This window comes from Streptomyces sp. NPDC037013, from assembly GCF_055607265.1.
Window position 1 is genome coordinate 145,883 of sequence record NZ_JBVJRV010000008.1, and the last position, 14,379, is coordinate 160,261.

Below are 14,379 nucleotides of genomic sequence, written 5' to 3' on the forward strand. Positions count from 1 at the left end.
TTCAGTCATGGACCGCCGCATTTTCGGGCTGGAGAACGAGTACGGCGTCACGTGCACGTTCAGGGGACAGCGCCGCCTGTCGCCTGACGAGGTGGCGCGCTACCTCTTCCGCCGTGTCGTGTCATGGGGCCGCAGCAGCAACGTCTTCCTGCGGAACGGCGCCCGCCTCTATCTTGACGTGGGATCACATCCGGAATACGCAACGCCCGAATGTGACAACGTGACCGAGCTGGTCACCCACGACAAAGCGGGCGAGCGCATTCTGGAAGGCCTGCTCGTAGACGCCGAACGCCGCCTGCACGAGGAGGGAATCGCGGGCGACGTCTATCTCTTCAAGAACAACACCGATTCGGCGGGAAACTCCTACGGTTGCCACGAGAACTATCTGGTGGCCCGGCACGGAGAGTTCTCCCGACTCGCGGACATTCTCATTCCGTTCCTCGTCACCCGCCAGCTGCTCTGCGGGGCGGGCAAGGTGCTGCAGACTCCGCGCGGCGCCGTGTACTGCGTCAGCCAGCGTGCCGAGCACATCTGGGAGGGCGTGTCCTCCGCGACCACCCGTTCCCGGCCGATCATCAACACCCGCGACGAGCCGCACGCGGACGCCGAGCGCTACCGCAGGCTCCACGTCATCGTCGGCGACTCGAACATGTCCGAGACGACCATGCTCCTCAAGGTCGGCGCGACCGACCTCGTGCTGCGCATGATCGAGGCGGGCACCGTGATGCGGGACCTCACCCTGGAGAACCCGATCCGGGCCATCCGCGAGGTCAGCCACGACATCACGGGCCGCCGCAAGGTGCGTCTGGCCAGCGGCCGTGAGGCCTCGGCCCTCGAAGTGCAGCGCGAGTACTACGAGAAGGCGGTGGACTTCGTCGACCGCCGCGGCATCCGCACCGGCACCGTCGAGCAGGTCCTCGAACTGTGGGGCCGCACTCTGGACGCGATCGAGACCGAGGAGCTCGACCGCATCGGCACCGAGATCGACTGGGTGATGAAGTACAAGCTCATCGAGCGGTACCGCGCCAAGAACAACATGACCATGTCGCATCCGCGGGTCGCGCAGATAGACCTCGCGTACCACGACATCCACCGCCGCCGCGGGCTCTACTACCTCCTGGAGAAGAAGGGGCAAGCCGCCCGCATCTGCAACGACTTGAAGATCTTCGAGGGCAAGTCGGTGCCCCCGCAGACCACCCGTGCGCGGCTGCGCGGGGACTTCATCCGGCGGGCCCAGGAGCAGCGCCGCGACTTCACGGTCGACTGGGTCCACCTCAAGCTCAACGACCAGGCACAGCGCACCGTGTTGTGCAAGGACCCGTTCCGGTCCGTCGACGACCGGGTGGAGAAGCTCATCGCCGGCATGTGACCCGAGTGATTCGAATGACGTTGCGGGAACGCAACGCGGGCGCCGTACGTTCCTCGTGCGGCGCCCTTCTCACGCCGTAGAGTTGCGCGCACGCCAACCGACAAGATCGACCGATACGAGGCCCCCACCGTGCGCCGACGCTCCCTCCTCCTTGCCGTCCCGGCCGGCCTGCTCACGCTGGCAGGCTGTGGTGACGACAAGGCCGACAAGGCCAAGTCCAAGCCCAGTGACAGCCCGACCAACTCCGCGTCGGCCCCGCCGACGGCGAAGATCGTGGACGGCCCGCTGCCCGAGATCACCAAGGGCACGAAGTTCGGCCAGAAGCCCACCGTGGCCAAGGGCCCCGGCAAGGCGTCCTCCGACCTCGCGGTCAAGACCCTGATCGAGGGCAAGGGCAAGGAGGTCGCCAAGGGTGACTACCTGCAGGCCAATTACCTCGGCCAGATCTGGGCGACGGGCAAGGTCTTCGACAACTCCTACGACCGGGGCAACCCCACGGTCTTCCCGATCGGCGTCGGCCAGGTCATCCCCGGCTGGGACCAGGCCCTGGTCGGCAAGAAGCTCGACAGCCGCGTGGAGCTCGCCATCCCCCCGAAGATGGGCTATGGCGAGCAGGGGAACAAGCAGGCCGGCATCAAGGGCTCGGACACCCTCGTCTTCGTCGTCGACCTCGTCGGCACCTTTTCCGCCGAGAGCTCGGCGAAGGGCAAGGAGGTGGCCCAGTCCAACAAGGACCTGCCCAAGGTCGGCACGGACACCGACGGCAAGGCCCCCTCCATCGACGTCCCGAAGACGAAGGCGCCGGAGAAGCTCGTCGCGTCGTACATCCTCGAGGGTGACGGCGACGAGGTGAAGAAGACCGACAGCCTCCTCTGCCAGTACAAGGGCGTGCTCTGGGAGGACGGCAAGGAGTTCGACTCCTCGTACAAGCGCAAGCAGCTCGCCTCGTTCCAGCTGGCGCAGGTCGTCAAGGGCTGGGGTCAGGGTCTGACCGGCAAGAAGGTCGGCAGCCGCGTCCTCATCGTCATCCCGCCGGAGCTGGGGTACGGCGACCAGCCCCCGCAGGGCAGCCCGATCAAGAAGGACTCGACGCTCGTCTTCACCGTGGACATCCTCGCGAAGATGTGACCCCTTCGGGGATGTAAGACTGTCCGCGCTGACCTTTCGTATCAAAGCAGGAGCATTTTTCGTGAGCATCGACAAGCCCGAGGTCGACTTCCCCGTCGGCGAGCCGCCGGCCGATCTGCAGATCAAGGACATCTGGGAGGGCGACGGGGCGGTCGCCAAGGCGGGCGACTTCGTCAAGGTCCACTACGTGGGCGTCGCCTTCAGCACCGGCGAGGAGTTCGACGCGAGCTGGAACCGCGGCAACCCGCTGGAGTTCCAGCTCGGCGCCGGCCAGGTCATCTCCGGCTGGGACCAGGGGGTGCAGGGCATGAAGGTCGGTGGCCGGCGCGAGCTGACCATCCCCGCCCACCTCGCGTACGGCGACCGCGGCGCCGGTGGCGGCCGCATCGCGCCGGGCGAGACGCTGATCTTCGTCTGCGACCTGGTCGCCGTCTGAGGACGCCTGTGACCTGATCTGTCCACCGAGGGCCCATGCTTGTCCGGCATGGGCCCTCGGCTTTGCCACGACACCCCGGGGCGGTACGGTCATCGGTCGGAAGCATTGTGTGTTGTAAGGCCGAGAAAGGGCGTCGATGGCCATTGCCAAGGCCGAGCGGCTGATGAACCTTGCGCTGTGTCTGCTCGGGACCCGGCGGCCGCTCAGCAAGCGTGAGCTGCGCGACTCGATCGAGGCTTACGTCGAGGCCTTCGGGCCCGGGGGCAGGGCGTCGCACGGGCCGGGGGGCCGGGCCGCGGGCTCCGACGACTCCTTCAACCGGATGTTCGAGCGCGACAAGGACGATCTGCGCGAGCTCGGCCTGGTCATCGAGACCGTGGAGAACCTCGACGGCGAGGTCGGCTACCTCGCCCGTCGCGACAGCAACCGTCTGCCGCCCATCACGATCGACGCCGAGGAGGCCGCCGCCCTCGGTCTGGCCGCCAAGGTCTGGCAGCAGGCCCGCCTCGCCGGGGCCGCCAGTGGTGCCCTGCAGAAGCTGCGCGCCGCCGGGCTGCCGGAGGACGCCGACCCGTACGGGGCGCACAGCGCCCTGGAGCCGCGCATCCCCGCGCACGAGGCCTCCTTCGAGCCGCTGATGCTCGCCTGCCGCGACCGCCGCCCCGTCGTCTTCGACTACCGCAAGGCCACCGCGGCCCGCCCCGAGCAGCGCCACGTCGAGCCCTGGGCCCTGGAGTGCTGGCGCGGCCACTGGTACCTCGCCGGGTGGGACAGGGACCGCGGTGCCGAGCGCGTCTTCAGGCTCTCCCGGATCACCGGCAAGGTGCGCACCCGCGCGGGCAAGTACACCGCCGACGTCCCGGACGTCGTCACCGTCCGTGAGACCGTCGCGGGCTGGGCGGGGGAGATCGCGGACCGCACCGCCCTGATCCGGCTGCGCACCGGGGCCGGTTACCCGCTGCGGGCCAAGGCCGTCGCGATGCGGGAACTGGGCGACGGGTGGGACGAGTTGGAGATTCCGTACGGTCACGGCCTCGATGCCTGGCTGGTGGAGTTCGGGCCCGACGTGGTGGTCCTCGAGCCCGCCGAGTTGCGGGCCGACGTCGTGGACCGGCTGCGCGCCGTGGCCAAGGGCTGAGGGGGAGCGGACAGAGCTATGGCCTCGAACGCCATCGACCAGACGCGACGGATGCTGTCGCTGGTGACCTATCTGCGCGAGCGCCCCGGCGCCCACGTGGAGGACGTCGCCCGCGCCTTCGGCATCACCCCCGACGAGCTGATCTCCGACCTCGACGTGCTGCCGATGTGCGGGACCAGCTTCCGCGGCGGCGACCTGCTGGACATCGACACCGACGGCGACCGCATCTGGTGGCACAACCCCGACGACGTGGCCGCCCCGCTGCGCCTGGCCGCCGACGAGGCGACCGCGCTGCTGGTCGCCGCCCGCGCCGTGGCCACCCTGCCCGGCCTGCGCGAGAGCGACCGCCTCGCGCTCCTGCGCGCCACCGCCAAGCTGGAGACCGCCGCCGGCGAGGCGGCCGGGGCCAGCTCCCGCCTCTCGGTCACCTTCGAATCGGAGGGCGGCGTCTTCGCCGACGTCGACCGGGCCATCTCCGAGCGGCGAAGACTCTGGATCCGCTACTACTCGCCCGCCCGCGACGAGGTCACCGAGCGGGAGATCGACCCGATCCGGCTGGTGAGCGTCGGCCACACCTATGTGGAGGCCTGGTGCCGCCGCTCCGAGGCCCGGCGCACCTTCCGCCTCGACCGGGTCGCGGAGATCAAGATCCTCGACGAGCCGTCCGCGCCCCCCGAGGTCGAGCTGCGCGACCTCTCCGAAGGACTGGTGCAGCCCGCCGCCGAGGACCCCGAGGTCGTCGTGGAGGTCGGCCCCGGCGGCCGCTGGGTCGCCGAGTACTACCCCCACGACAGCGCCGAGGAGCTCGCCGAGGGCGGCCTGCGGATCACCCTGCGCACCCCCGACCCCGCCTCGCTGCGCCGCCTCGCGCTGCGGCTGGGCAGGGACGGCCGGATCGTCTCCCCGGTCGCGCTCGCCGACAGCGCGCGGCAGGCGGCGTGCGAGGCCCTGGAGGCGTACGAGAGGGACTTCGACCGTCAGGAGCAAGGGCGTTGAGCACACCGACCACGTCCGGACTGCCGGGGGTGCCCGCGCAGTCGCGGCGTACCCCCGTCCTGTTCACCGCCGCCTGCCCGGACTGCCGTGGCCGCTTCGAGCTCTCTGCGGGGGCGCTGCGGCTCGCCATCGGCGCCAGCCCCCGCACCACCTTCTACTCCTTCACCTGCCCCGAGTGCGGCGCCGCGGTCCGCAAGCCCGCGGGCGAGCGCATCGTCGAACTCCTCACCGGTGGCGGGGTGCGGACGCTGCGCCTGCACTCGACCGTCTAGGCTCGGCGCATGTTCTGGGCGATGCTCGCGATCGCGGCGGGCTTCTTGGGCCTCGCCGTCCTCGGCGTAATGGCGATCAAGGTCTTTGTGGAGACGCAGCGGCTCGCGCGTCAAGTGAGTGAGACCACACGGCAGATCAACCGTGCGGCGGAGGATCTGGAGAGGGCGGCGGCCGCTGTGGCCCGTGCGGGGCAAGGGGCTCTTTAGCGTCCGCGACCTGTCAACTCCCCGAGGTGGGCGGGTACGCTGCGAAATGCGGCCCGGGATCGAGGCGGGGGCCGTACTCGGAGTACGCGCGGGGATTGCCGAGCGTTTACCCCGGGGGGTTACGATCGCTGTCAGCGCGGGAGATCGGATGAATGTCCGGTCTGCCGAGCAACCAGACTCCTGACGCCTCGGTGAAGAAGGTATACAGCTATGGGTAGGCTCGGCCCCACCGAGATCATTCTCATCCTCGTCGTGATCGTCCTGCTCTTCGGAGCCAAGAAGCTGCCCGACATGGCGCGCTCCCTCGGCAAGTCGGCCCGCATCCTCAAGAGCGAGGCCAAGGCGATGAAGTCCGACGGCAAGGACGACGCCGCCGCCCCGGCCGACCCGCCGAGCGACCCGGCCGTCCAGCCGCGCACGATCAAGGCTGCCCCCGGCGACGTGACCAGCTCCCGCCCGGTCACCGAGCCGACCGACCGTACGACGCAGCGCTGATCCAAGGCCGGCGACGGCCGGCCTGCCGCACGAGATGAGGACGTGGGTTGCTCAAGTCTGCCCGCAAGAAGGAGAAGGACCCCGAGGGGCGGATGCCCCTCGCGGAGCACCTTCGCGAGCTCCGCAACCGGCTCGCCAAAGGTCTCCTCGCCATCACGGTCGTGTCGATCGTGGCGGCTTTCTACAGCCAGGAGCTGATGGAGTTCCTCGCTGATCCCGTGCCGCGCTGTGAGCCCGGCATGAAGCAGACCGGCGGCCACTGCGCGACGGTCACCTTCAACGACCTGCTGTCGCCCTTCACGACCACCGTGAAGGTCAGCCTCATGGTCGGCATCATCGTGTCCAGCCCGGTCTGGCTGTACCAGCTGTGGGCGTTCGTCGCGCCCGGCCTGCACAAGCACGAGCGCAAGTACACCTACTGGTTCGTGGGTGCCGCCGTGCCGCTCTTCCTGGGCGGCGCCTGGCTGTCGTACACGATCCTGCCCGTCAGCATGCGCGTGCTGCTCGGCATCACCCCCGACGGGGCGCAGAACCTGCTGCCGATGGACACGATCCTCGACTTCACCGTCAGGATGGTCCTCGTCTTCGGTGCCTCGTTCGAGCTGCCGCTGCTCCTGGTGATGCTCAACATGACCGGCATGGTGACCGGCCGCCGCATGATGACCTGGTGGCGTGGCGTGGTCATGGGCGTCTTCATCTTCGGTGCCGTGGCGACCCCGACCACCGACCCGGTCGGCATGATCGCGCTGGCCGGTCCGATCGTCGTCCTGTACTTCATGGCGGTCGGCATCTCCTTCCTGAACGACGCGCGCCGCCGCCGCAACGACCCCGACGCCGAGCTCGACGACGACGAGGCGTCCGACATCGACCTGACCCCGGAGCCGGTCGGCGACCTCGAATCGGTGCGGCCGCCGAGGGTCCTGCCCGAGCAGGCGGGCACCGCCCGGACCGATCACCGGGTGAACGGTTTCGACGACGTGACCTGATCTTGTAGGGTCCTCCCTCAAACTCCGTTCGGGGGGACGCCCAGTGACCAGCGAGATCACCCTCTTCGTCAATCCCACCGCGGGCCGCGGCCGGGGCGCCCACGCGGCGCAGCCGGCCGCTTCCGCGTTGCGGGCCCGCGGTTTCTCCGTGCGGACGGTCATCGGAGAGGACGCCGCCGATGCGCTGCGGCGGGCCCGGGCGGCCGTCGAAGGGGGCACCGCGGCGCTGATAGCCGTCGGCGGCGACGGCATGGCGAGCCTCGCGCTGCAGGCCGTCGCCGGGACGGCCACCCCGCTCGGGGTGATCGCGGTGGGGACCGGCAACGACTTCGCGCGCGCCCTGGGCCTTCCGGTGCGCGATCCGGCGGCCGCGGGGGAGATCGTCGCCGAGGCGCTCAAGGGCGCGCGTACCCGCGACGTCGACCTGGGCAGGGTCGGCGGGACCTGGTTCGGGACCGTGCTCGCCTCTGGTTTCGACTCGCGGGTCAACGACCGGGGCAACCGGATGCGGTGGCCCACCGGCCGGTTCAAGTACGACCTGGCGATGGTCGCGGAGCTTGCGGCGTTCCGGCCGATCCCGTACCGCATCACGCTGGACGGCGGCACCGTCCACGAGGTCGACGCCACGCTCGTCGCGGTCGGCAACGGCACCTCGTACGGCGGGGGCATGCGGATCTGCGCCGGAGCCGACTTGGCCGACGGGCTCTTCGACGTCACCGTGGTGGGGGAGTGCAGCCGTACGACCCTGCTCAAGGTCTTCCCGCGGGTCTACAAGGGGACCCACCTCGACCACCCCAAGGTGACCGTGTACCGGGCCGCGGAGGTCGAGCTGGCCGCGCCCGGCGTCACCGGATACGCCGACGGGGAGCCGCTGGGCGCGCTGCCGCTGACCGCGCGGTGCGTGCCGGGGGCGGTACGGGTGCTCGCGCCCCCCGCGCCGTGAGCGGGCGCCGCGCACGCCCCTGAGCCGCCGGCTTCGGCGGCCCCGCCAATAATGATCGTCCGTTGTCAGTGGTGCCCGGTAGTCTCGAAAGCACGATGACAGAGGACCTCTCACCGGCCGAGCGGTACGCGGCGGCGCGCAAGCGCGCTGTCGAGCAGGCCACCGCACTCGCGTCCTTCCGCGAGATGTACGAATTCGGCCTCGACCCCTTCCAGATCGAGGCGTGCCGGGCGCTGGAGGCGGGCAAGGGCGTGCTCGTGGCCGCCCCCACCGGCTCGGGCAAGACGATCGTCGGCGAATTCGCCGTGCACCTCGCCCTGGGCCAGGGCAAGAAATGCTTCTACACCACGCCCATCAAGGCGCTCTCCAACCAGAAGTACGCCGACCTCGCCAAGCGGTACGGCGCGGACAAGGTGGGCCTGCTCACCGGCGACAACAGCGTCAACAGCGATGCCCCGGTGGTCGTCATGACCACCGAGGTCCTGCGGAACATGCTGTATTCCGGCTCCCAGTCGCTGGTCAACCTCGGCTATGTGGTCATGGACGAGGTGCACTACCTCTCGGACCGCTTCCGCGGCGCCGTCTGGGAGGAAGTGATCATCCACCTCCAGGAGTCGGTCACGCTGGTCTCCCTCTCGGCCACGGTGTCGAACGCCGAGGAGTTCGGCGACTGGCTCGACACCGTCCGCGGTGACACCGAGGTGATCGTCTCCGAGCACCGGCCCGTGCCGCTCTTCCAGCACGTGCTCGCCGGGCGGCGGATGTACGACCTCTTCGAGGAGGGCGAGGGCCACAAGAAGGCGGTCAACCCCGATCTGACCCGCATGGCGCGGATGGAGGCGAGCCGCTCGTACAATCCGCGGGACCGCCGCAAGGGCAAGATGGTCCGCGAGGCCGACCGCGAGCGGGAGCGCCGCCAGCGCTCACGGATCTGGACGCCGGGCCGCCCCGAGGTCATCGAGCGGCTCGACGCCGAGGGGCTGCTGCCCGCCATCACGTTCATCTTCAGCCGCGCGGGCTGCGAGTCCGCCGTGCAGCAGTGTCTGTACGCGGGGCTCCGGCTGAACGACGACGAGGCGCGCATGACGGTCCGCGAGATCGTCGAGGAGCGCACCGCGTCGATCCCGAATGAGGATCTCCATGTCCTCGGGTACTACGAGTGGCTCGAGGGGCTGGAGCGCGGCATCGCGGCGCACCACGCGGGCATGCTGCCCACCTTCAAGGAAGTGGTCGAGGAGCTGTTCGTCCGCGGCCTGGTCAAGGCCGTCTTCGCCACCGAGACCCTGGCCCTCGGCATCAACATGCCCGCGCGCAGCGTGGTGCTGGAGAAGCTCGTCAAGTGGAACGGCGAGCAGCACGCCGACATCACCCCCGGCGAGTACACGCAGTTGACCGGCCGTGCCGGGCGTCGCGGCATCGACGTGGAGGGCCACGCGGTGGTGCTCTGGCAGCGCGCCATGAGCCCCGAGCACCTGGCCGGCCTCGCCGGCACGCGCACGTACCCGCTGCGTTCCAGCTTCAAGCCCTCGTACAACATGGCGGTGAACCTGGTCGAGCAGTTCGGCAGGCACCGCTCGCGCGAGCTCCTCGAGACGTCCTTCGCGCAGTTCCAGGCCGACAAGTCGGTGGTCGGGATCTCCCGGCAGGTGCAGAAGAACGAGGAGGGCCTGGAGGGCTACAAGGCCTCGATGACCTGCCACCTCGGCGACTTCGAGGAGTACGCGCGGCTCCGCCGCGAGCTCAAGGACCGCGAGACCGAGCTGGCCAAGCAGGGCGCGGCCCAGCGCAGGGCCGCCGCGGCGGCGGCCCTGGAGAAGCTGAAGCCGGGCGACGTCATCCACGTCCCGACCGGGAAGTACGCGGGCCTGGCGCTCGTCCTCGACCCGGGGCTGCCCGCCGGGCGGGTCAACGGCCACCGCGGCTTCGACCACGTTGACGGTCCCCGGCCGCTCGTCCTCACCGCCGAGCGGCAGGTCAAGCGGCTCGCGTCGATGGACTTCCCGGTGCCGGTCGAGGCCCTTGAGCGGATGCGCATCCCGAAGTCGTTCAACGCCCGCTCGCCCCAGTCCCGGCGCGATCTCGCGTCCGCGCTGCGCACCAAGGCCGGGCACATCGTGCCCGACCGGCACCGCAAGGGACGCGCGGCGGCCGCCGACGACCAGGAGATCGCACGGCTGCGCGCGGAGCTGCGGGCGCACCCGTGCCACGGCTGCGACGAGCGCGAGGACCATGCGCGCTGGGCCGAGCGGTATCACCGTCTCAAGCGGGACACCTCGCAGCTGGAGCGCCGCATCGAGGGGCGTACGAACACCATCGCGCGCACCTTCGACCGCATCGTCGCCCTCCTCACCGAGCTCGACTATCTGCGCGGCGACGAGGTCACCGAGCACGGCAAGCGGCTCGCCCGGCTCTACGGCGAGCTGGACCTGCTGGCCAGCGAGTGCCTGCGCGACGGGGTGTGGGAGGGGCTCAGCCCGGCCGAACTGGCCGCCTGCGTCTCGGCGTTGGTCTACGAGGCACGGGTCGGCGACGACGCGCTCGCGCCCAAGCTGCCGTCCGGGGCGGTGAAGGCGGCGCTCGGCGAGATGGTGCGGATCTGGGGCCGGCTCGACGGCCTGGAGGAAGAGTTCAAGATCAGCCAGACCGAGGGCGTGGGCCAGCGCGAGCCCGACCTCGGCTTCGCCTGGGCGGCGTACATGTGGGCCTCCGACAAGGGGCTCGACGAGGTGCTGCGCGAGGCGGAGATGCCGGCCGGCGACTTCGTGCGCTGGTGCAAGCAGGTCATCGACGTGCTCGGCCAGATCTCCGCGGCGGCCCCCCGGGAGAACAGCACGGTCGCGAAGAACGCCCGCAAGGCCGTGGACCAGTTGCTCCGCGGGGTGGTGGCGTACAGCTCGGTGGGTTAGCGAGACCTTCGCCGCGCGCTCGGGCGCGTCCTTCGGCCGATTCGGCCGCGGGGCGCGCCCGTTCGGTGTTTTTCCGGGCGTTCGACACGTCACTCCATGTGTTCGAGCGATCGCCACGTGTGCAAAAGGGCAGAGTGTATGCCTCCCGGCGAGGCCTCTGCAGGGGGTTGCCGAATATGACACGGCGATGATTCCGGCGCACTAAGCTCGCCCGGAGCGCGGCGAGTTGAACGAGTTGCGACAGATTCGCGCGCTTGTTCCCCAATCTTTCGATCGTTCGCTTTGTCGTCTCCGCATATGTTCCGTCATCCCCCAAAGACGTCATTCCCCCCAAGACGAGTGTTCAGAGGGCATACATGGTGAGTGTTCAATCGCCTCCCGGTGGCCGAGAAGTCCCTTACGCGCGCGTGCTGTTGCTGCCCGCCATGCTGATGGCGGCGGCGACCGGAGCCGCCGTCGCCTCGGTGGCGGAACCGGCCCGGCCCGCCGTCGCCTGGTGCGGCGCCGTCGCGACCCTCCTGGTCATCGCCGTCGGCGCGGAAGCGGTGCGGCGCGGCCGGACCATCCGGGGCCAGCGCACGCAGTACGCGCAGCGGCTCGCCTTCCTCGAGCGCCGCATCGCCTCCCACGACGAGGAGACCGTCCGCCTGGGCCGGGAGATCCTGCCCGCGGCGCTCTGGCGGCTGCGCCAGGGCGAGGCACCCGTCGAAGTCGTCCGCAACGTCGTGGACAAGGACGAGGCCTACCGCGAACTCCCCGAATCGCAGCGCCAGTTGCTGCGCTCCGTGCTCGACACCCTGGACCGCGAGGAGGCGATGCGCGAATCCGCGCAGCGCGCCTTCGTCAACATCGCGCGGCGCGTCCAGTCGATCGTCCACCAACAGGCCGCGGAACTGCGCGACATGGAGGAGTTCCACGGACGCAACCCCGAGGTCTTCGACGACCTGCTGCGCATCGACCACGGCACCGCGCTGATCGGCCGCCTCGCCGACTCCATCGCGGTGCTCGGCGGCGCCCGCCCTGGCCGCCAGTGGCCCAAGCCCGTACCGCTGTTCAGCGTGTTGCGCGGCGCCATGTCCCGGATCCTCGACTACCCGCGCGTCGAGCTGCACTCCATCGCCAACGTCGCGATCCACGGCACCTCCGTCGAGCCGCTCATCCACGCCTGCGCCGAGCTCCTCGACAACGCCACCCGGTACTCGCCCCCGCAGACCAAGGTGCACGTCACCGCCGTCGAGGTGCAGACCGGCATCGCCGTCGAGATCGAGGACGGCGGGGTCAGCCTCAGCGAGGAGGCGCGGGCCCGCGCCGAGCGCATGCTGGAGCAGGCGCAGGCCGGCATCGACCTCAACGACCTCGGCGAGACGCCTCGCCTCGGCATGGCCGTCGTCGGCCGGCTCTCGCAGATGTACAACCTCCAGGTCTCCCTGCGCCAGTCCGCCTACGGCGGCGTCCGCGCGGTCCTCATCGTGCCGCGCGAGATGATCACCACCGGGCCCGCGCCCGGCCTCGCGCACGGCATCGGCGCCTCCGCCGTGCCCCGGGTGGACAACGCCGGACGGACCATCGAGGAACCCGCCCGCAACATCCGCCGCAAGAAGCCGCGCGTCGTCACCGCCGGCCCGCCGCTGCGCTCCCCGCTCACCGCGACGATGGAGGACGACGTCCCCGAGGTCACCGAGTGGACGCCCAACGGCCTGCCGCAGCGCCGCAGCCGCGTCAAGATCCCGCTCAGCGAGCGGTACGCCCAGGAGGCCGAGGCACAGCGGATCGCCGAGGCCCACGCCGCCGCGACCGCCCCGCCCCCGGTGCCGGCGCCGAAGCGGGACGAGCCCGAGCCGGGGCTGTGGATCGAGGCGTTCATGAAGGGCGTCAAGGGCGAGGGCCCCGATGACCCCGATCCGGTGCCGCCGCCCGGAACCGCCGCGGAAGGGCCGGCCACCGAGGGATCCTTCCCCCCGCGGGGAACCGACCGCAACCACCACGGCAGCGCCGACGAGAGGGACTGGCAGTGATCCAGCAACGCGCCAACTTCGACTGGATGCTGAAGGAGCTCGCCGACGGGGTGCCACAGACCCGGCAGATCGTGGTGCTCTCCGCGGACGGTCTGCGCATCGCGCGCTACGGCGGCGACCCGGACGCGGCCGACCGCATCGCGGCGGCCTGCGCGGGCCTGCAGAGCCTGGCCGCCGCCGTCGCCACCGAGATCCCGCACAGCGACGGCAACATGAAGATGGTCATCATCGAGATCAACGGCGGCTACTTCTACCTGATGGCCGCGGGGGCGGGGGCCTACCTCGCCGTGCTCGCGGACGAGACCGTCGACGCCGGCCTCATCGGCACCCGCATGCGCGACCTCGTCGTACGCATCGGGGCGCACCTGACGAGCCCGCCCCGGCGTGACGGGCAGGCCGTATGACTCCTCCGCAGGACTCCCCCCGCGGTTCGCGACCGGGCGAGGTCCCGGCGCAGGCCGGCGCGCCGCCCCAACGAGAGCGCCGCAGCCCCGAGAACCCGGAGCGGCTGTACATCCTCACCGGCGAGGGCTCCGAGCGGGCGGCGCTCGACCTCGTCACCCTGATCGTCGCGCAGGGCGAGGCGTCGCCCACGGCCCAGCCGGAGCACTCCGCCGTGCTGCGGCTGTGCACGACGCCGCTCTCCGTCGCCGAACTCTCGGCCTACATGGCGCTGCCGTTCAGCGTCGTGACCGTCGTCCTGACGGAGTTGCTCGGGGCCGGGCTCATCCAGGCGCGTGCCCCCATCGTCCGCTCCGCGCTCCCCGACCGATCCCTCCTCGAAGCGGTGATGCATGGACTTCAAAAGCTCTGACACGATCACCGGCCCCCGCAGGGAGGACGTCCTGCCGCACACGGCCGCGGCCGCCGTGAAGGTCGTGATCGTGGGCGGGTTCGGGGTCGGCAAGACGACGATGGTCGGTTCGGTCAGCGAGATCCGCCCGCTGACCACCGAGGAGACCATGACCCAGGCGGGCATCGGGGTCGACGACAACTACGGCTCCGAGTCCAAGACGGCCACCACCGTGGCGATGGACTTCGGGCGGATCAGCATCTCCGAGGAGCTCGTCCTCTACCTCTTCGGCACCCCCGGCCAGGAGCGTTTCTGGTTCCTGTGGAACGGCCTCTTCGAGGGGGCGCTCGGCGCGGTGGTGCTCCTCGACACCCGCCGCCTGGAGGTCAGCTTCGACGTGATCGGCCGCCTGGAGGAGCGCGGTGTGCCGTTCGTCGTCGCCGTCAACGACTTCCCCGACGCGCCCCACCACCCGGTCGAGACCCTGCGCAGGGCCCTCGACCTGGAACCCGGGGTGCCGATCATGGCGTGCGACGCCCGCCGCAGGGAGTCCAGCCGGGACGTCCTGATGACCCTGATGCGCTATCTGCACTCCCTGACGGTGGCCCGCGTCTGACCGGCGCGGCGCCCCCGTACCGCCGGCTCCCCGCACCCCGTACCGCCGGCCCCCTCGTATCCAGCAACCCGGAACCCTT

15 protein-coding genes are annotated in these 14,379 nt (G+C 70.5%); all 15 read left to right on the plus strand.

What is annotated here, in order from left to right:
* Positions 1-7 precede the first annotated feature (7 nt).
* The 15 genes from pafA to ACZ7DY_RS29110 all read left to right on the plus strand — a co-directional run bounded on the left by pafA (position 8) and on the right by ACZ7DY_RS29110 (position 14,300).
* Positions 8-1,369: a Pup--protein ligase gene (gene pafA / locus ACZ7DY_RS29040; RefSeq protein WP_471140254.1), complete on the plus strand. Its 1,362-nt coding sequence runs from the start codon at positions 8-10 to the stop codon at positions 1,367-1,369.
* Positions 1,370-1,498: 129 nt separating this feature from the next.
* A complete protein-coding gene (locus ACZ7DY_RS29045) occupies positions 1,499-2,497 on the plus strand; it encodes an FKBP-type peptidyl-prolyl cis-trans isomerase (protein ID WP_471140256.1) in 999 nt (332 codons plus the stop codon).
* Positions 2,498-2,558: 61 nt separating this feature from the next.
* Complete coding sequence (locus ACZ7DY_RS29050; protein WP_471140259.1) at positions 2,559-2,933, plus strand: FKBP-type peptidyl-prolyl cis-trans isomerase; 375 nt, start codon at positions 2,559-2,561, stop codon at positions 2,931-2,933.
* A 136-nt stretch (positions 2,934-3,069) separates the two neighbouring features.
* Positions 3,070-4,071: a helix-turn-helix transcriptional regulator gene (locus tag ACZ7DY_RS29055; RefSeq protein WP_471140261.1), complete on the plus strand. Its 1,002-nt coding sequence runs from the start codon at positions 3,070-3,072 to the stop codon at positions 4,069-4,071.
* An 18-nt stretch (positions 4,072-4,089) separates the two neighbouring features.
* Entirely contained in the window at positions 4,090-5,067 is a 978-nt protein-coding gene (locus tag ACZ7DY_RS29060) for a helix-turn-helix transcriptional regulator (RefSeq protein ID WP_471140264.1), read from the plus strand.
* Positions 5,064-5,339, plus strand: coding sequence for a hypothetical protein (locus tag ACZ7DY_RS29065; protein ID WP_471140267.1), 276 nt, complete (start codon positions 5,064-5,066; stop codon positions 5,337-5,339). Before ACZ7DY_RS29060 ends, ACZ7DY_RS29065 begins: the two co-directional genes overlap by 4 nt.
* 9 nt (positions 5,340-5,348) lie before the next feature.
* On the plus strand, positions 5,349-5,546 hold the full coding sequence (locus ACZ7DY_RS29070; RefSeq protein WP_471140269.1) for a hypothetical protein: 198 nt from the start codon (positions 5,349-5,351) through the stop codon (positions 5,544-5,546).
* A 210-nt stretch (positions 5,547-5,756) separates the two neighbouring features.
* Positions 5,757-6,041 carry a Sec-independent protein translocase subunit TatA gene (tatA, locus tag ACZ7DY_RS29075; RefSeq protein WP_471140272.1) on the plus strand — a complete coding sequence of 95 codons (285 nt, stop codon included), beginning with the start codon at positions 5,757-5,759 and terminating at the stop codon, positions 6,039-6,041.
* Between the two features lie 92 nt (positions 6,042-6,133).
* Complete coding sequence (gene tatC, locus ACZ7DY_RS29080) at positions 6,134-7,027, plus strand: twin-arginine translocase subunit TatC (RefSeq protein WP_471140889.1); 894 nt, start codon at positions 6,134-6,136, stop codon at positions 7,025-7,027.
* 43 nt (positions 7,028-7,070) lie between these two features.
* Positions 7,071-7,970 (plus strand): diacylglycerol kinase, encoded by a 900-nt coding sequence (locus ACZ7DY_RS29085; protein ID WP_471140274.1) that lies wholly within the window; start codon positions 7,071-7,073, stop codon positions 7,968-7,970.
* Positions 7,971-8,065: 95 nt separating this feature from the next.
* The gene (locus tag ACZ7DY_RS29090; protein ID WP_471140276.1) at positions 8,066-10,876 is read left to right on the plus strand and encodes a DEAD/DEAH box helicase; all 2,811 of its coding nucleotides are present in this window, start codon (positions 8,066-8,068) and stop codon (positions 10,874-10,876) included.
* Positions 10,877-11,232: 356 nt separating this feature from the next.
* Entirely contained in the window at positions 11,233-12,891 is a 1,659-nt protein-coding gene (locus ACZ7DY_RS29095) for an ATP-binding protein (RefSeq protein WP_471140279.1), read from the plus strand.
* Entirely contained in the window at positions 12,888-13,295 is a 408-nt protein-coding gene (locus ACZ7DY_RS29100; RefSeq protein WP_098241423.1) for a roadblock/LC7 domain-containing protein, read from the plus strand. The genes ACZ7DY_RS29095 and ACZ7DY_RS29100 overlap by 4 nt, the downstream gene beginning before the upstream one ends.
* On the plus strand, positions 13,292-13,705 hold the full coding sequence (locus ACZ7DY_RS29105) for a DUF742 domain-containing protein (RefSeq protein WP_471140282.1): 414 nt from the start codon (positions 13,292-13,294) through the stop codon (positions 13,703-13,705). Before ACZ7DY_RS29100 ends, ACZ7DY_RS29105 begins: the two co-directional genes overlap by 4 nt.
* Positions 13,686-14,300 carry a GTP-binding protein gene (locus tag ACZ7DY_RS29110; protein WP_471140285.1) on the plus strand — a complete coding sequence of 205 codons (615 nt, stop codon included), beginning with the start codon at positions 13,686-13,688 and terminating at the stop codon, positions 14,298-14,300. Before ACZ7DY_RS29105 ends, ACZ7DY_RS29110 begins: the two co-directional genes overlap by 20 nt.
* Positions 14,301-14,379 lie beyond the last annotated feature (79 nt).